General features: G+C 53.4%; 17 protein-coding genes and 1 pseudogene. 8 read left to right on the top strand and 10 right to left on the bottom strand.

The genetic code is table 11. The features are described 5' to 3' along the window. Window position 1: 1 nt before the first annotated feature. Genes ACL2XM_RS05735 through ACL2XM_RS05745 form a run of 3 tightly spaced genes read right to left on the bottom strand, consistent with a single transcriptional unit; the run spans window position 2 to window position 2335 of the window. Window positions 2-862, bottom strand: a complete 861-nt coding sequence (locus ACL2XM_RS05735; protein ID WP_413729988.1) for a transporter substrate-binding domain-containing protein — start codon at window positions 860-862, stop codon at window positions 2-4. A 37-nt stretch (window positions 863-899) separates the two neighbouring features. Further along, the gene (locus tag ACL2XM_RS05740; protein ID WP_413729990.1) at window positions 900-1745 is read right to left on the bottom strand and encodes a transporter substrate-binding domain-containing protein; all 846 of its coding nucleotides are present in this window, start codon (window positions 1743-1745) and stop codon (window positions 900-902) included. Beyond that, entirely contained in the window at window positions 1742-2335 is a 594-nt protein-coding gene (locus ACL2XM_RS05745) for a DUF1847 domain-containing protein (protein WP_413732581.1), read from the bottom strand. Before ACL2XM_RS05745 ends, ACL2XM_RS05740 begins: the two co-directional genes overlap by 4 nt. A gap of 491 nt (window positions 2336-2826) precedes the next feature. On the opposite strand from ACL2XM_RS05745, the gene ACL2XM_RS05750 reads away from it, so the two are divergent. The 7 genes from ACL2XM_RS05750 to ACL2XM_RS05780 all read left to right on the top strand — a co-directional run bounded on the left by ACL2XM_RS05750 (window position 2827) and on the right by ACL2XM_RS05780 (window position 9593). Beyond that, window positions 2827-3375: a peroxiredoxin-like family protein gene (locus tag ACL2XM_RS05750; RefSeq protein ID WP_413729992.1), complete on the top strand. Its 549-nt coding sequence runs from the start codon at window positions 2827-2829 to the stop codon at window positions 3373-3375. Between the two features lie 43 nt (window positions 3376-3418). Next, window positions 3419-4171, top strand: coding sequence for an amino acid ABC transporter ATP-binding protein (locus ACL2XM_RS05755; RefSeq protein ID WP_413729993.1), 753 nt, complete (start codon window positions 3419-3421; stop codon window positions 4169-4171). Window positions 4172-4221: 50 nt separating this feature from the next. Continuing rightward, window positions 4222-5058 (top strand): transporter substrate-binding domain-containing protein, encoded by an 837-nt coding sequence (locus ACL2XM_RS05760; protein WP_413729994.1) that lies wholly within the window; start codon window positions 4222-4224, stop codon window positions 5056-5058. Window positions 5059-5144: 86 nt separating this feature from the next. Then, a complete protein-coding gene (locus tag ACL2XM_RS05765; protein ID WP_413729995.1) occupies window positions 5145-5834 on the top strand; it encodes an amino acid ABC transporter permease in 690 nt (229 codons plus the stop codon). A 49-nt stretch (window positions 5835-5883) separates the two neighbouring features. Then, window positions 5884-6603 carry an amino acid ABC transporter permease gene (locus ACL2XM_RS05770; RefSeq protein WP_413729996.1) on the top strand — a complete coding sequence of 240 codons (720 nt, stop codon included), beginning with the start codon at window positions 5884-5886 and terminating at the stop codon, window positions 6601-6603. 122 nt (window positions 6604-6725) lie between these two features. Continuing rightward, window positions 6726-7907, top strand: coding sequence for a mandelate racemase/muconate lactonizing enzyme family protein (locus ACL2XM_RS05775; RefSeq protein WP_413729997.1), 1182 nt, complete (start codon window positions 6726-6728; stop codon window positions 7905-7907). 54 nt (window positions 7908-7961) lie between these two features. Next, window positions 7962-9593 (top strand): rhodanese-like domain-containing protein, encoded by a 1632-nt coding sequence (locus ACL2XM_RS05780; protein WP_413729998.1) that lies wholly within the window; start codon window positions 7962-7964, stop codon window positions 9591-9593. Window positions 9594-9622: 29 nt separating this feature from the next. Here ACL2XM_RS05780 and metC read toward each other — a convergent pair. From metC to ACL2XM_RS05805, 5 genes and pseudogenes are all read right to left on the bottom strand, one after another. Continuing rightward, window positions 9623-10840: pseudogene (gene metC, locus ACL2XM_RS05785) on the bottom strand (cystathionine beta-lyase). Continuing rightward, window positions 10837-11454 (bottom strand): cysteine dioxygenase, encoded by a 618-nt coding sequence (locus tag ACL2XM_RS05790; RefSeq protein ID WP_413729999.1) that lies wholly within the window; start codon window positions 11452-11454, stop codon window positions 10837-10839. Before ACL2XM_RS05790 ends, metC begins: the two are co-directional and overlap by 4 nt. A 57-nt stretch (window positions 11455-11511) precedes the next feature. Next, complete coding sequence (locus ACL2XM_RS05795; protein ID WP_413730000.1) at window positions 11512-13011, bottom strand: tripartite tricarboxylate transporter permease; 1500 nt, start codon at window positions 13009-13011, stop codon at window positions 11512-11514. A 9-nt stretch (window positions 13012-13020) separates the two neighbouring features. Beyond that, a complete protein-coding gene (locus ACL2XM_RS05800) occupies window positions 13021-13542 on the bottom strand; it encodes a tripartite tricarboxylate transporter TctB family protein (protein ID WP_413730001.1) in 522 nt (173 codons plus the stop codon). A gap of 38 nt (window positions 13543-13580) precedes the next feature. Further along, a complete protein-coding gene (locus ACL2XM_RS05805; protein ID WP_413730002.1) occupies window positions 13581-14552 on the bottom strand; it encodes a tripartite tricarboxylate transporter substrate binding protein in 972 nt (323 codons plus the stop codon). Between the two features lie 619 nt (window positions 14553-15171). Between ACL2XM_RS05805 and ACL2XM_RS05810 the strand changes: the two genes are divergently transcribed. Beyond that, entirely contained in the window at window positions 15172-15903 is a 732-nt protein-coding gene (locus ACL2XM_RS05810; protein ID WP_413730003.1) for a hypothetical protein, read from the top strand. A gap of 571 nt (window positions 15904-16474) precedes the next feature. Here ACL2XM_RS05810 and robA read toward each other — a convergent pair. Both robA and ACL2XM_RS05820 read right to left on the bottom strand, forming a co-directional pair. After that, window positions 16475-17350: an MDR efflux pump AcrAB transcriptional activator RobA gene (gene robA / locus ACL2XM_RS05815; protein ID WP_413730004.1), complete on the bottom strand. Its 876-nt coding sequence runs from the start codon at window positions 17348-17350 to the stop codon at window positions 16475-16477. Window positions 17351-17384: 34 nt separating this feature from the next. Next, window positions 17385-17561, bottom strand: a complete 177-nt coding sequence (locus ACL2XM_RS05820; protein WP_413730005.1) for a hypothetical protein — start codon at window positions 17559-17561, stop codon at window positions 17385-17387. Window positions 17562-17577 lie beyond the last annotated feature (16 nt).

Here is a 17577-nt window from a genome sequence, read left to right on the forward strand (position 1 = left end):
ATTATTTATCCGCCGGTTCAGCCGGTGCTGCGTCGAATTCTCCGCGCAGGGCTTTTTGGTGGGCATCGGTAAAATACTCGTCTGGGACACCGTATTTGTGGGCGAAATCCACTAATAAGCCGGTCTTGTGCCAGTCACGGATCACGCTGTCCACAAAGTTGCGGGTGTCTTTTTCTCCGCGCCGGGTCCAGATAACCGTAGGGGAAGGGATCAATTGATCTTTCGTCGCGATCTGGTAATCGGCCCATTCCGCCGCGCTATCGCCCACCAGTACCTGATGCATGGCCGGTGAGATATGTACCGAGGCGACACAGGTGCCACCTTTCAGCGCCAGCAGCGATTCGGGAATGCCGCGCAGCCCTTTGACAATGGCGCCGTATTCCTCCAGTGGCTTGGCAAAGTTACTGCCCTGGGAGACACAGGCCACTTTGCCTTTAAGATCTTCCCACTTGGAAATACCGCTTTCTTTACGCACCAGCGCCGCGCCGCCGACCAGATTATAGGGTGTAGGGGCATAACTTAGCGACTCGCTGCGCTCCTGGGTCCACTGGATATTGGCAATCAGCAGGTCGACTTTGCCGGACTGCAGGAATTGAACTCGCGTAGAGGCGGTAACCGGCACCACCTCCAGCTCGACTCCCAAGCGGTTGGCAATATTGCGGCTAAGCTCGGTTTGAAAACCGCCGGTCTGGTTGGTCGCGGGATCCAGAAAGCCGAACGGCGGGCTGGCGCCGTCCACCCCCACCACTATTTTCCCACGATCCTTGATTTTACCCAGCGTCGCGTCCGCGCTGGCCACCGGGGAAATAAACGGCAGCAGAACGGCCGCCAACAGCAGGTGAAGCGGAAAAAGTGTTTTCATAACATCCCACTAAGCCAATTTTCGTTTGGTTAAAAAGTTAACTGCCCTGGAATTTTTTGTGCAATTCCTGTAATAACGGTTGCGGCGGGGTAATCCCCAGTCTTTTTTCCGTTTCGATTAACCAGCCGGTCCGGTGCCAGGACTGAATTACCCGATCAACGGCGGTAATGGTGTCCGTTTCGCCTTTGCGCGTCCATACCACCGAATCGGCGGGCAGGATTTCATCGGCAATCGGCGCGTGATAGTCCGCCCATTCCCCGCCTTTGCGCACCAGGGGCTGCAGCAATGTGGAGTCGTGAACGGCCGCCACGCATTGCCCGCCTTTCAGCGCCAGTAGCGAATCGGCGGAACTCTTGAAGCCCTTGGTCACGGCACCGTATTCCGTTTCCAGCGGCCTGGCGAAACTGCTGCCCTGGGACACGCAAACAGTTTTTCCGCGCAGGTCCTCCCATTTGGCGATGCCGCTGTTTTTCAGCGTCAGGGCGGTTCCGCCTACCCGATAAAAAGGCGTGGGGGCATAGCCCATACTTTCCGCTCGCTCCGGATTAAGCTCCATGGAAGCAATCAGCAAGTCGACCTTGCCGGCAATTAAAAATTGCGTACGCGTGGCGGTTTGCACCGGCACCAATTCGACCCCGACCCCCAGATCCTTCGCCAGTTTGCGTGCCAGCTCCGGATTCCAGCCAATCAACTGTCGGGTTTGCGGATCCACTGAGCCAAAATCGCCGCCATTCACCAAAACGCCAATCGCCACGTTGCCGCGCGACTTTATTTTATCCAGGGTAGCGTCAGCCCTGGCGGTAACAGGTAATAATGCCGCCAATGTCATAGCCGCCATCAACTTTAACCACGTGCTGGCCGGATGGGTTATTTCCTTATTCATATTTTTGCATCTTCCTCATTTAATTTCACACCATCCAGCAGGCGCTTATAATACGAATGACCGGTATTTAGAGCACCGATGGGATTGTGGGCCAGGACACGATCCTTCACTATCAGATAAGTTACCGGCGCGTCGGAATTCTTGATAAATAATGAATCATGCCCGACACACAGGCCGCTGATAACATTAAGATCCGTTTGTTCCAGATTGCATAATTTAGCCTGCATAACAGGGTTGCACATGGCCTCGTAATTGCCTGGTTTGATTTTATCCTGCTCGGCAATACCGACGTCGCACTTGTCTTGCGCACCCACTTTACATAAAACGCCGAACACGTCCAAACCATTGGCGCGCAGTATATTGGCAAAGATGCGGTTTTCCTTGATTAATCCGGCACAGGATGCCACACCGATTTTTTTAGCGCCGATTTTTTTGGCAAATACAATAATTTCTTCTACTCGGGTTAATTGGCCGTAATATTGACCTTCAACCTGTGCGGATGCCAGCATTATCCTCGATATCATCGGATCGTCGTGATACAAGTCCAGGCTTGCACGCAAAACGGCTTCATTATCCGCCGACGTGGTCAAACATTTTCTGGGGAATTCTTTATCCCGAGTTTGGCAGTTAAGAAAGTTACACTCGGTGCACGTAAATTTATTCGCCATAACGGTTTTCTACTTTCCCAGAGAATCACTATATTAAATATAAGGAATTTCTCAGCGAAACCAACCAATCTTTCCGCATATCGATATGAAAATAATGAGCATCATGCGTGGGTAACATATTGTTCTATCACCACTAAAATTTAACAATGAGTGAAATTAATTAACCTGAATATAGCGATGTCAACTCATAAAGTCCGGTGGGGCATAACTGTATGATGCGAAAAAAAAGAAAATATTTCAATCGGGTGATAATATGCTATCTAATAACATTAAGGTTTCTCGTTATTATCTATTGAGAAAATAGCATTTCATTATTTAAAATTGTTCTTTGACACGTATTAAAGTCCATGAAAAGGTGAAGTCCTACTAGTTACCCTATAAAATGATTAACTACGGAATGATAAGGATAAGATGTGACACAGATAGGCATCGGCGAGAAGGCACATAATTTTGTGTTTGCATCTCCTTGGGACGGTAAAAAAGATTTTTTCACCGAGACCAAAAACCAACGGTCGCTGTTGTTATTCCTGCGTTATTTTGGCTGCACAACCTGCCAATTGGAAATACATAATCTTATTCTGGATTACCCGAAGTTCAAGCAGGCCGGCGTGGAAGTGTATGTGGTATTGCAAAGCAGCGCCGCAACCATTACCAGCGAGCTCAAGCAGGAAGATATCCCCTTCGTGCTGGTATTGGACCCGGAACAGACCTTATATAAAGCTTACGGGATTGGATCGCGGGATCCCGACAACGGCAGGACATTGGAACATCAAGCCAGGGTACAAACGGCCAAAACGCTGGGTTTTACCCATGGAAAATATGAAGGCAATGAGCTGCAGTTGCCGGCAACCTTTATTATCGGACCGGAGCATATTGTCGAGTATGCTTATTACGGCAAAGAAAGCTCCGATATCCCCGAGCATAATGTCCTGATAAAAAAGATTGGGGATGCATTAGCATAGATGCACCTGCTGAAGGTTTATTTTATGGGGTACGATAAGCATTATGATGCAGGTAAATAATATCACCAAGCATTTTGGTAAACAAAAGGTTATAAATAATATCAGTTTCGCGATTAAAAAAGGAGAGGTGGTGGTGATTCTTGGCCCCAGCGGGTCGGGCAAAACGACGCTGTTACGCTGCCTGAATTTTCTTGAGCGCGCTGACACTGGAAAGATGCGCATCGGCGATGCGGAGGTCGATATCGGGTCTTCAGGTAAAAAAGACATCCTGCGGTTCCGTCGTAAAATCGCCATGGTCTTTCAATCTTATAACTTATTTAATAATAAAACCGCCTTACAAAATGTGATTGAAGGTCCGCTTGTTGTACAAAGACGCGGACGGGAAGAATGCATCGCGCAGGGGAAAAGCCTGCTGGATAGCGTGGGCCTGTCAGCCAAATACGACAGCTATCCGTCAAAGCTGTCGGGCGGCCAGCAGCAGCGGGTCGGTATCGCCAGGGCAATGGCGTTAAATCCGGATGTCATTTTATTTGATGAACCGACCAGCGCGTTGGATCCAGAGTTAGTCGGCGAAGTATTATTCGTTATGGCCAGGCTGGCGAAACAGGGCGTCACCATGATTGTAGTGACCCATGAAATGCAATTCGCCAGGGAGATCGCCACCCGCATCCTGGTAATGGATCACGGCCACATTATAGAACAAGGGCCACCGGCGGAAATTTTTAATGCGCCGAAAGAGGAGCGCACCAAAAAATTTCTCAAACGTACTGCCCCATTGCTTACCTATGAGATCTGACGCCGGCTTTGCCGCCAGCCATTATATTGATGACAGCCAGGGTAAAATAAATGAATAATTTCATAAAGAAAATAGCGCCTGTAGCGCTATGCGCTATAGCGTTTTCCGCTCTGTTGGCTAATGCCGCCCCTGCCCCCCGGGACATTATCGTCGGCGCCCGCAATGGCTTCCAGGGGGTGGCGTATGTGGATGAAAACGGCAATTACACCGGCCTGGAAGCGGAAGTGTTAAAACGTGTCTTCAAGGAGCTGCCGCAATATAAATTTGAAATCCGTTATCTCGAGCAACGCTCGCTGTTTCCCAGCCTGCTGACCAATAAGGTGGATATGGTGCAAGGCAATCTGCGACGCAATGAAGTACGCGAAAAAAATGCTATCCGCACCCGCGTTGCCCACAACTGGACGCCTTATGTAATTACGGTGCCGCAAGCCAATACCCAGATTCATTCTTTGGCGGATTTAGAAGGTAAACGCATCGCCCAGAATAAAAACTCAGGCCAGGCGGGCATAATGGAACAGTATATTAAATCCCATAATGCCAATATCGAGATTGTCTATAGTCCGGAAATGCTGACGTTGCTTGCCGACGGACAGGTCGATGCCGTTATTTCACCGGTATTTAATGTGCCGCAGTTTAATGCGGTCCATAAAAATTATAAATTAAAGTACGTTGGCGAGCCGGTGGGGGGTGTGGCAGGCACGCCGGATAATGATCCAAACGCATATTTTTGGTTCAGGCCGGATGATAAGCAATTAAGGGATGATGTCAGTGCGGTCATTGCTCAACTACGGGCGGACGGTACGCTGAGCCGGCTGTCGCGGCAGTTTTTAAGCGAAGATTATCCGGCCAGGATCGACCTGCAGGCGGAAAAAAACCTGACGCAATAATCTATGGGATAATTCGATGATCGGCCTATAAATCCTTCAGCCAAAAACAATATCGGCATCAAATAAACCGATAAGAGAGCCGTTATATGGGACAGCTATTTGAAATACATTATGTTTTTGCCGCTTTTCCACGGCTGATCCCCTTTATACCCGAAACTCTTTTCTTATTGTTTATTTGCATTGCCGCCAGTCTGGTGCTGGGCGTCTTATTCGCCTTACTGCAAATCTTCCCGTTTCCAGTATTGTCCAGGCTGGTAACGCTAATAGTGTCATTTGTCCTTGGCATGCCGCTGCTCACCTTGCTGTTTCTGTTTTATTTTGGCTTGCCGGAAATATTCCTGCCGCTAGGTATCGATTTCACCAGAACCAACGGGATTTATTTTGTGGTTCTGGCCTTTGGTTTGCATTACGCGGTTATGGTGTCCGAGTATATCCGCGGCGCGGTTAACAGCGTAGGCAAAGGCCAGTTTGAGGCAGCCTTTGCCATCGGGCTTACCACCTTGACGGCATTAAGGCAAATTATTATGCCGCAAGCCATGCGGGTGCTTTTGCCCAATTTGGCGAACACGTATTTGCGCGCCATCAAAAGTACCTCGATTGCTTTTTCCGTGGGCGTCGTGGACCTGATGAGCCAGGCGCAGGTTATCGGACAATCTACCGGACATAATTTTGAAAGCTATCTGGCGGTAACGGTTATCTATTATCTCTTTTATCTCATCCTGAGTTCATTTTTTAAAGTGATGGAAAAGTGGTCGCTGCGGCTGAGTTATCAATAGCGGTATAAGACGTCGTCAATCAGATGTGTGGATTACCTGGAGTTAAGCAATGCGTTTTGACCTGGATTTTATGTTATTGGTGATGAAAGAAGTTATTTACAAGCTGCCGGTCAATATCATGTTGGCAACCAACGCTTTTGCGCTGGGATTACTCCTGGCCGTGGTGATTACGGTGATCCGGTTTTATCGGCTTCGTTTTCTGATTAAGGTAATTGATTTTTATATTTCCCTGGCGCGGGGAATTCCCCTTTATCTGCAAATCGTATTGTGCTTTTTTGGCCTGCCGATATTGCTGAAAACCTTGGCCGATGCGCTGGGCATGGAATTCAGCGTCCGCCATTTTTCACCGGCGGTGTCGGTGGTGGTTGCGCTGACCTTTAATGTCACCGCTTCGCTGTCGGAGTCGCTGCGTGGCGGTGTTGCCGGCATCAGGCGGGGGGAAATCGAAGCCGGCCATTCCGTCGGCATGACGATATGGCAAATTTTACGCCGGGTAGTGGTCCCCCAGTCCGCCGTGCTCTGCCTGCCCAATTTCTGCGTCTTGTTTATCGGCCTGGTCCACAGCACCACCCTGGCGTTTGGGGCAACTATTATTGAAATGAACGGGCAGGCGAGCCTGCTGGCCGATGACAACGGCCGCTATTTTGAAGCTTTTCTCGCCGCCGGGATGTTTTTTTGGGCCATAACTCTTTTTATCCAGAAAATTTTCAAGCTATTGGAAAATCATTTTATTGCCAAGACAAGGTTGAATTATGCCAAAGCGCATTGAATTCCATCAAGCGTAACCGCGAATGCTTTTTAGCGACAGGTATTTTATACGGCATTGTAAACCCTGAAATCCCGCCTGTTATCCAGCGGATAAATACTATTATGACATTAGAGGTCCCTGTTATGAAAATTACGCAAGTTGAAGTATTGCATATCCACGAAATTGCCACCGATGGCCACAAGGGGCAGCGTCCCGTGCTGGTGCGCATCGATACCGATGCGGGCATTTACGGTTTGGGGGAAGTGGGCCTGGCATACGGTTCGGCGGGCAGGGCGGCGTTCGGCATTATTCAGGATTTAGCCAGGCACATTATTGGCAAAGATCCATTTAATATCGAAGCCATTTGGGAAACGTTATTTAAAGAAACCTTCTGGGGGCAGGGCGGGGGCGCGGTCATTTTTGGCGGCATCAGCGGCATAGATATCGCCTTATGGGATATCAAAGGCAAAGCTCTCGGGGTGCCGGTATATCAATTGTTGGGCGGTAAAACCCGCGATAAAATCCGCAGTTACGCCTCGCAAATACAATTGGGATGGTCATCCCAGCGCGTGCCAGCCGTACATCCGGAAGAGTATGCCGCCAACGCCAGAACCGCGCTAAATGCGGGTTTTGATGCGGTAAAGGTGGACGTAATCATGTTTGATCAGCAGGGGAAAAACGCCGGCAGGCTGGAAGGGCCATTGCCGAACGCCACCCTGCGCCTGGCGCGGGACAGAGTAAAGGCTATCAGGGAAGAAGTCGGTCCCGACGTGGATATCATTATTGAAAACCACGCCCGTACCGATATCACCAGCAGCATCCAGCTGGCTAAGGCCATCGAGGAATTTTCTATTTTTTATTATGAGGAAATTAATACGCCGCTGAATCCTAAACTGCATAAACTGGCCAAAGAAAAAATCAATATCCCCATCGCCTCCGGCGAGCGTATTTATTCCCGCTGGGGGTTCCTGCCTTTTCTTACCGACCGGTCATTGGACGTTGTCCAGCCTGATTTAGGCACCAGCGGCGGGCTGAGCGAGGTAAAAAAAATCAGCGAACTGGCGCATATCTACGAAAGCACGGTGCAGGTCCATATCGCGGGTTCGGGGGTTATCGCCGCCGCCGCGCTGCATTTAGAAGCGGCAATCCCCAATTTTATTATTCATGAACATCATCAAAAAACCTTAATCCCCGGTTATATTGAGTTATGCGAGCATAATTATCAACCGGTTAACGGACATTTTGCCGTACCTGAACTACCCGGTATCGGCCAGGAATTAACCAAAACCGCATATCAAAAAGCGGACCGCATCACCATTAAGTAAGGGCCATGCCGGCCTGACAGATCATCTTATTTCCCGAACCAGGAGGAAACCGCTATGCTTGCGTCTCAAACCCGCCCGATACGTCCCGATCGTCTGACGCCGCCGCAGCTGCGCGATGAACTGTCCCGCGCCGGAGAGATCGCGCTGCTCGACGTGCGCGAATACGGCTTGTTTACCCACGGGCATCTGCTGCTGGCGGCGTGCGCGCCGCTTTGGCGGCTGGAACTGCTTATCGATCGCCTGGTGCCCCGCTCCACCACCCGGGTGGTATTGACCGACGAGGACGGCTCGCTGCTCGACGCGGCGGCCGACAAACTCCATTATCTGGGTTATAGCGATATGGCGGTGCTGGATGGCGGCACGTCCGCGTGGCGTGCGGCGGGATTTGAAGTCTTTATCGATGAAAATGTGCCCGGCAAGGCGCTGGGCGAGGTCGTTGAAGCGGTAGCGGGAACCCCGCATATTGATGTCGGCGAGCTGCGCCGGCGCCAAGCCGCGGGGGAGAAGCTGGTGGTGGTCGACGGGCGCACGCCTGAGGAATTTTATCATTTCAGCCTGCCTGGGGCGCACAGCCTGCCGAACGGCGAGCTGGCCTATCGTATCCGTGAACTGGCGCCGGACCCGCAAACGCTGGTGGTGGTGAACTGCGCCGGCCGCACGCGCAGCATTATCGGCGCCCAGACGTTGATTAACGCCGGTATTCCCAATCCGGTGGTGGCGCTTAAAAACGGCACTATGGACTGGCTGCTCGCCGGCCATCAGCTGGAACACGCACGGCGAACGGAGCTTCCCGAGCCGACCGCGCAACATATCAACGCGGCGCGCGCGGGGGCCGCGCGCCTGGCGAGGCGGGCGGGCGTCGCGACCATTGACGCGGCAGGCCTGGCTGATTTCGTCGCCGATGCGGAACGAACGTTATACCGGTTCGATATCCGCACCCGCGAGGAATATGAGGCGGGGCATCTACCGGGTTTCCGCTGGGCGCCGGGCGGACAGCTGGTTCAGGCCACCGATGGTTTCCTGGCCACCCGGGGCGCCCGGATCGTGATTGCCGATTGGGACGGCGTGCGCGCCCAGGGCACGGCGGCTTGGCTGCTGCAGCTTGGCGGTTATGACATTTATCTTTATGCGCCCGCCGCGGATAGCATAGTGGAAGCGGGCAGCGAGCCGGTGCGCGTGCGGCGCGATCCCCGCGCGCCGGAGGTAGCCCTGCTTACCCCGCAGCGGGCCGACAGTCTGTTGGCCGACGGATCGGCGGTGTTGATTGATGTCGATAACAGCCTGAGCTTTGCCAGGCAACATAGCGCGGGAGCTAAATTTATCGCGCCGCAGCGGTTACTGGAGTGGCTGCCGCGCTTCGCGCCGCGGCGGGTGATTCTGACCTCCCGCGACGGCGTTTTGGCCCGGCAGATTGCCGGCGAGCTGCGGCGGCGCAATCTGCCGGCCGCGGCGCTGCTGGGAGGCGCCAACGCCTGGGTCGCGGCCGGCTTACCCACGGAGCAAGGCGGGCAAGACGTGCTTACCGGCGAAGACGACGCGCGTTATGGCGGTTATAACGTCAGCGATCCCGAGCGCCGGGAAAGGTTGTTTCGTGATTATCTCGCCTGGGAAATAGGCTTGGTGGAGCAGCTTGGCCGTCCGGGCGCCGAGCTGCAATTCCAGGTTATCAGCGCCACGGCGCCCTAATGGCGCATCGTCGCCGGGCGCCGGGACCATTATTCCCCCGCACCCGCGGCGATAGCCAGTGCGCGATCGATATCCCGCGTCAAATCCTGCGGGTTTTCCAACCCGATATGCAGGCGTATCAGCGCCGTGTTGCCTTGCCAACTGCTATGCTTGCGCAGCGCCGACGAGTCGGCGATGGTCGCCAGGCTTTCGTAGCCGCCCCAGGAGGCGCCGATGGCAAACAGCGTCAGCGCGTCCACGAACGCCGCGGCAAAGTCCGGCGCCGTTTGGCGCACGGCCAATGAAACCAGCCCGCTGGCACCGGTAAAATCGCGTCGCCATAACGCATGGCCCGGATCCGACGGCAGGGCGGGATAAAAAACCCGCGCCACCCCGGGATGAAGTTCCAAATGCTGCGCCACCTCGGTGGCATTGATCTGGTGGCGCGGCATGCGTACCGCCAAGGTACGGATACCGCGCAGCGTGAGATACGCATCGTCCGCGCCCACCGTCAATCACAGCGCGTCGTAGGCGGCGCCTATTCGCGCCGCCAGTTCGGGACTGTCGACCACCACGACGCCCTGCATCACGTCCGAATGTCCCGCCAGATACTTGGTGGCCGCCTGTAGCGAAATATTGGCGCCCAGCGCCAGGGGTTTAAAAAAATAGCCTCCGCTCCAGGTATTATCCGTCGCCATCAGAATCCCGCGCCGGCGGGCCAGCGCGACAATTGCTGGTAAATCCAGCACTTCATATAATAGCGACCCGGGGGATTCCAGGTAAACCAGCCGGGTATTCGGCCGGATTAATGCCGCGAGATCGTCCCCGGACGGTGAAAAATATTGCAATTTAATACCATACCGCGACAGCAGCGCCCGGTTGATACGATGTACCGGCGAATAGACGCCGTCCGCCACCAGGATATGGTCGCCCGGTGACGCCAGCGCGATAAAGAGCAGGGATATCGCCGACAGGCCGGAAGGCGTCAGGAACGCGCGATAGCCGCCCTCAAGCGCGGTGACCGCTTCCTCCAGCGTCTGGTGGGTGTCCAGTCCGTGACGGCCATAGCTGGCGACGCGTTCCCCCGCCTCGCGCCGGCGATGATAGTCGGCCATGGTGGCGACCGATCCGAAACGCACCGTACTGGCGCGCACCACCGGAACATTGACCGGCCCGGCGCCGGCGGGATCCGGCACGGGCGCGCCGCTATGGATCAATAACGTTTCCGCCCGCAGGGGCGGCTGTGGCTGCAGCGGTTTTCCGGTCATGCCTTGCCCCCGTCGGGCGCCATCTGGGTAGCGTTATAATTGGCGATCGCGCCGGTGGCCGGATCGAACGCCACCCGTCGCACCAGCGTTTCCAGCGGGCGTCCGTACAAATGCAAATGCCGAGTCGTATGATTACCGGTGACATGAATGCTATGGATATCGTCCGGCAGGAAGGCGATGGGCGTACCCGGCTCGACCACTATTTCGCGCAGCAAGTGCAGCTCGGCGCGGTCCGGCCGGCTACGATCATCCCGGCGTTCGTAGATACGGTTCAGTTCCTGTCCTTCGACGGCGGCGATGGCGGCCCAGGTGGTATGGTTATGCGGCACCGAGTTTTTATCCGGCAATAGCACGTTCAAGTAGAGCGCGATGTCGTTGTCCCCGTCATCCGCGTTGAGACGGTAGCGCGCGGAGGATTCGCCCCCGGCCGCCGGCGCGGGAAAATCGCGCGCGCTGAACAGGCCTTCATTTTGTGCCAGTCGTTCCAGGCGCCGGGTCACGTATTCCAGCAGCGATCGGGATAACGCCTGCCCGCCGAGAATGCCGCGGATGTCCCGCAATGTTTCATTTACCGCTTCCTGGCGGCGCGAGCCCGATATGTCCAGCGTAGTCATGGTTCTACCCCCGTGAGTGAGTGAAAGGTTTGGCGCTTGAAAGCGGGAAAACCGCGTTTATTCCCGAAACGCCTCCCGCCGGGTGCGGCGTATGGCCGGCAGCGCGACCAGCAGGATCAGCCCGGCGGCGGCAGCCAGCAGGGACGCCGACAGCGGGCGGGTGACAAATGTGCTCAAATCGCCATGGGACAATAGCAGGGCGCGCCTGAAATACTCTTCCAGCAGCGGACCCAGGACGAATCCCATCAACAGCGGAGCGGGTTCACAGTCCAGTTTTAACAATACGTATCCCAGCAGGCCGAAACCGACCGCCTGCAGTACGTCAAACACCGCGTTTTGCACCGAATACACGCCGATACAGCAAAACACCAGGATCGCCGGGTAGAGGTAGCGGTAGGGGATACGCAGCAGGCTGGCCCAAAGGCCTACCAGCGGCAGGTTCAGGATCACCAGCATTAGGTTGCCGATCCACATCGAGGCCAGCAGCCCCCAGAATAACGCGGGATTATTGGTCATCACCTGAGGCCCCGGCTGGATATCATGGATCATCATCGCGCCCACCATCAGCGCCATCACGGCGTTGGAGGGAATACCCAGCGTCAGCAGGGGGATAAACGAGGTTTGCGCCGCCGCGTTATTGGCGGCTTCCGGTCCCGCTACGCCCTCGATGGCGCCATGGCCGAATTCGGCGCTGTATTTACTGATTTTTTTCTCCAACGCATAAGCCGAGAAGGATGCCAGCGTCGCGCCGCCGCCGGGTAATAATCCCAGTATCGAGCCGAGCAGCGTGCCGCGATAAATAGCCGGTCGCATACGTTTAAAATCGGTTTTATCCGGCCATAGAGTGGAAATTTTGCTGACGTTGACCGCTTTGCCGTCGTTATCCTCCAGATTGCGGATGATTTCCGCAAAACCGAAGATGCCCATCGCCAGCGCGACAAAACTCAGCCCGTCGGATAGTTCCGGAATATCCAGGGTAAAGCGTTGGGCGCCGGAATTGATATCGGTGCCCACCAATCCCAGCAGCAGCCCCAGGACAATCATGGCCAGCGCTTTCAGCAGCGAGCCGGACGACAGCACCACCGCGCCGATAAGTCCGAGAAACATCAGCGAGAAGTACTCGGCCGGGCCGAAGCGAAAAGCGACTTCCGTCAAGGGTATGGCAAAGGCCGCCAGCACCAGCGTGGCGACGCTGCCAGCAAAGAACGACCCGATGGCCGAGGTGGCCAGCGCTACGCCGGCCCGGCCTTGCCGCGCCATTTGATGGCCGTCGATGGTGGTGACCACCGAGGCGGATTCGCCGGGAATATTCAGCAGGATGGCGGTGGTGGATCCGCCGTATTGCGCGCCATAATAAATGCCGGCCAGCATAATCAACGCGGCTTCCGGCGGCAGGGCATAGGTGGCGGGCAGCAGCATGGCGATAGCCGCCACTGGCCCCAGTCCGGGCAGCACGCCGATCAGGGTGCCGAGCGTACAGCCGACAAAGCAATAGAGCAGGTTTTCCCAAGACAACGCGGTACTGAAACCCAGCATCAGATGCGCTAATAACGCCATAACCAAACCCTAGTGGGTAATAAACGCAGGCCAGACCGGGATTAATTGGTCCAGTCCCCAGATAAACAGCGCCACATTCAACGTCACCAGTACGGCCGCATTGGCTAGCGTGCCGCTAAGGGTGAACTGGTTGCTGGCTTTACTGGCAATCATCACCAGCAGCGATAGCGAAATCACCAGCCCTGCAGGTTCAAGCAACAGCGCGAACACCGTGGTCCCGCCCAATATCCAGGCCAATTTTCCTGCCCGCCACGACGGCGCGGCGGACGCGCGATCGCGGCGGGGCGACGACCATGACAATGATGAAAAAATCGCCAGCAGACCGAATGCCGCCAATAAGATGCCCAGGCGGAGCGGGAAAAACCCCGCGCCCATCCGGGAAGCGGCGCCAATCGGGTATTGCGCCGCCAGCGCGCTAAAACCGCCGCCGACCGCGAAAAAAAAACAGCCGGACCAGAAATTCTGCTGATGGCGTATGGCCGGTACGCCGCCACGGCGCGCCGCGGCGCTGGTCTGAGAAGAGATACTCACATCCTGCCACCTTAAGTCTTATATTCGTGGAATCGCGATCATTGAATACTGATGCCCGCGTCGCGGACGATTTTGCCATAACGCGTCGCATCGCCAGACAGCGTTTCGGCCAGCTCTTGCGGCGTACTGGCCTTCACGCCGTAACCCAGGTTTTCCAATTCCTGCTTAACCCCGGGAGAACGCAGCACCTCGGCGAAATCGTGGTTCAACCGATCGATAATCGCGGTGGGCGTGCCGGCCGGCGCCAGATAACCCTGCCAGCTTTCGACGCTAAAACCCGGCTGGCCTGATTCGGCCATGGTCGGCACCTCGGGCAACGCCGGCGACCGGTACGCCGTGGTCACCGCGAGCGCTTTTAACCGTCCGCTTTTAACATATTCGGTCACCGCAGCCAGGGTAATCAGCGTGGCGTTGGTATGGCCGGCGATAACATCCACCGCCGCCGGTCCGCCGCCGGGATAAGGAATATAGGTCACCTTGCCGCCGGTCCGCTGATTGAGCATTTCATGGGCGATTTGAGCAATGCCGCCGTTGGTGGGCAGCCCAAGGCTGATGGTGCCGGGTTTGTCCCGGGTAACGGCAACATATTGCGCAAACGTATCGATGCCGAGATCGGGATTAACCACCAGGATTTGTGGATTGACCACGGCTTTGATCACCGGCGCAAAGGCGGTGGCGGAATCGTAGGGTAATTTTTTGAATAATAGCGCGTTCAGCGTTAATGCTTCGCCGGTTTGCAGCAGGGTATAGCCGTCGGCGGGCGCCTTTGCCACCTTGGCGCTGCCGATAGTGCCGCTGGCGCCGGTGACGTTTTCCACAATAACCGACTGGCCCCATTTCTCACTGAGTTTTTCCGCCAGCACGCGCGTGAGTTTATCGGCGCTGCCGCCAGCCGCCACCGGTACAATGATTTTGACCGGTTTCTGGGGAAATGTGGCGCTCTCGTCGGCGTTGGCCACCCCCAGCGTCGAGATAAGCAGGCCCATAACCAGGGTTTTGTATGGTATCATGGAGCGTTTCTCCGGTAATAAAAGGATACATAAAGTTATCTTACCGGCGAGGCGGGCGTTAATTAACTGATTAAACTGGCTATGGTTAGCAACTATTAGCCTAAATCAGCGGCATTTCAATCCGCTGAAATCTATTTTCCTTCATTCTGGCATATGTGGATTTGTCCCTCGTCACTTCTGATTGCCCTGCCTGAAGCCACGCTGTCTAGCAGCATCGGAAAACAAAACATTACTAATCTGACGATGGCTTAACCAGTGGGAGCAGGTCAAAACTAGGTACCGATAATTGTCCAATTTCACTGTGTTGTTTTTTCGAAACGTTTAGGGCAAAATTTTTGAGCGAATCGAGGAACTAAACATGAACCTGTCGCCTTAATGGAAGGGCCAATTAAAATCAAAGTCTATGAATGGTGATAAAACAGGTAATAACCTAAGCACCTTAGTCAATGAAAGCATCCATACATTGACAGGACATTCATGCTGAACATGAATAGATATGCGCATCGCCTGTTCTATTCCGGTCTTTTGACTTGGTTGTTTATGGCCAAGCTTGGCGTAAGTGTAAGGGCGGCGAAGCTTCGATGAAAATCCGTTTATTTACTGAGGAGGTGCGTAACTTATGTCATATGATCAAGAAACAAAAAAAGATGAAAAACCTTCTATTCCACGTTTTGGTGTCATTGAAAAGGCTTGGGAATGGCAATGGGCGTTGAAATTTTCTTGTGTCGTGCTGTTTGTTGACATCGCCTTACTCTTGCGTGAACACCATGGTTTATTATTTTGGACAGATGAGTCCTTGAATCTGTGGCGGGATTTTGGATTTCGTGTCGCAGCCGCGATGTCATTTTGCTTGCTGGCATCTATTGGCTTTCCCACTATATTTGCTGTGTTCCAAGGGATCGCCTGGAAGTTGATTTCCTCATTTCCCAAGACTTTCGGCTACGAGTTTCGCGAACCTTTCTATGGAGAGGTACCAGCAGAACGCGTCAGAAAACTCGCCTTACGTCAGCACGATGAGTTTCTCATGCGTCGTTACGAGGAACATCAGAGAAATCGGCAGCAGGTGAACGAAGAACGACGAACAATTGGCGGATTGGTTGCGTCAGTGATGTTTCTGTCCATAGTTGATTTTTATCTGTCTTCCCCCAATGGGCAAGGGGTTTCTTTAATGTGGGAACTCCTATCGTTCACAGGTATATGGGGAAAAAGCTTGTCAATGATCGCATTAATATGCGCATTTTGTGTGGTGTGTTTAGCTTGGTTTTCCCAACCAATCTCGGACTATATTTATTATCCGCCGCTTTATGATGAGTTGCACAAGGATGACCCCATTCATTACGGCAGGGATTAATCAAACTATTAATCAGAATGGATGTCTACAGAAACCCAAAAGGTCCTGGTTGCAGCCAATAATGGCAAAGATTTAATAGTGGTCATACTTTTTTGTCTGAACTAACTAGAAGGATGAAATGCCAATATTGCCAGAAAAAGACACTCAAGCGACTGTTTATCGGGAAGAATGCAACAACTCTCCTCGAATGGTGGCTAACGTCTATTTTCTTAATACCTGAGGCACCGCTTTTATTGATGATATTTTACCGCCTCGCGTGTGCCAAATGACCCTGGCACTACGAGGCAGGGAGTGATACTTGTGAGTTTGATGCCAACGTACTACTGCTGAACGGCCGGAGCTTTCTCTGGCTTTTTTGATTAGCACTGTGAAATGAAAGTTAAAAGTCAGCCTGTTGTTCATTATCGTAAAAGATCGCTCGCTTATCCATGTTTCCGCTATGTCTGAATTGGCAAATTTTTCTAGAAGAAATCGGCAGTTTTGCATTGTCTTGCTTTGAAACGGCGCCAGGATAATCTGAGATTATGACATGCAACGGTAAAGAAATACTCATGTTAAAATAACATTAATTTCACCGAAGAATGGGGATAAGATAATCACATCGCACAATGCTTTCCGGAAATGCCTTTACCTGTTGGCCTAGAGAGAAACGCTCAATGTCCTGTCCTTGGCGGCGGGTTAATCCCAATAGCGGCACGGCGGTATCGTAGATCAGGATAATAAAATCCTGAAATCCTTCAATGGCCCCTTCATAGGTAAACTGCGCATAATCTCCACCTTCTATCATCACCGGTCCAGCCATCGGCATACATGTTATATACTCTTTTGCTGGTACGGCTGTGGTGTAATGCAACGTGATATCCTGTTCTATATCATTGGCCGCTCCCGCCACTAAGCGATGCAATCCATAGAGGAATGGTGGCACAGTATTGACTTTGTCCAGGAACTGCTGCCAGAAATACAAACGCAGGTCAGAATGCAGAAAGCGACTGAGGTGTTCAAGTGATGTGTGATAAATCTGGGGCGCCCCCATCAATGACATATCTGGGAGCTTGATAAAATCCGGTTGTGGCCATGTGGCCGCCTCCATGCGAATGGGGGGACAAAGGCCTTTTGACGGCCAATCGGCGGACTGACGATAAACGGCCGGCGTGATCCCGAATTGTTTTTTGAACGCACGGGTAAATGTTTGCTGGGAATCAAAATGGTATTGTAAAGCAATATCTAAAATGGAACGACTGCTAACACGTAGCGCCACGGCTGATCGGGATAACCGGCGCGCCCGGATATAGGCGCCCAGCGTTTGGCCAGTCACATAACGAAACATGCGCTGCAGGTGCCATTTTGAATAACCCGATTTTGCTGCGACATTGTCGAGCTTAAGCGGCAGGTCAAGGTGGTTATCTAGCCAGTACAGCAGACTGTAGATGGTATCGGCTTCAGCCATGGCTTTTCCCTTGTGGTACAGCATGGGTGTCTGGTTACGCTAGGTTATCCATGATAAATCGCACAGAATAGTGGGCGACATGATGGGTATTATTCACGTCTTCCTGCGCAGAGAGTGTTTCTTTTTTACGCATCAGTTCCATGACTGACAAACCGATAATTAGGGCAATTTCTTCTTGCAGCAATTGATTTGAAATGTTTTCCGCTGGCATGGGCATATACGACCTT

The sequence above is a fragment of the Sodalis sp. RH20 genome (assembly GCF_047324205.1).
GTDB lineage: Bacteria > Pseudomonadota > Gammaproteobacteria > Enterobacterales > Enterobacteriaceae > Acerihabitans.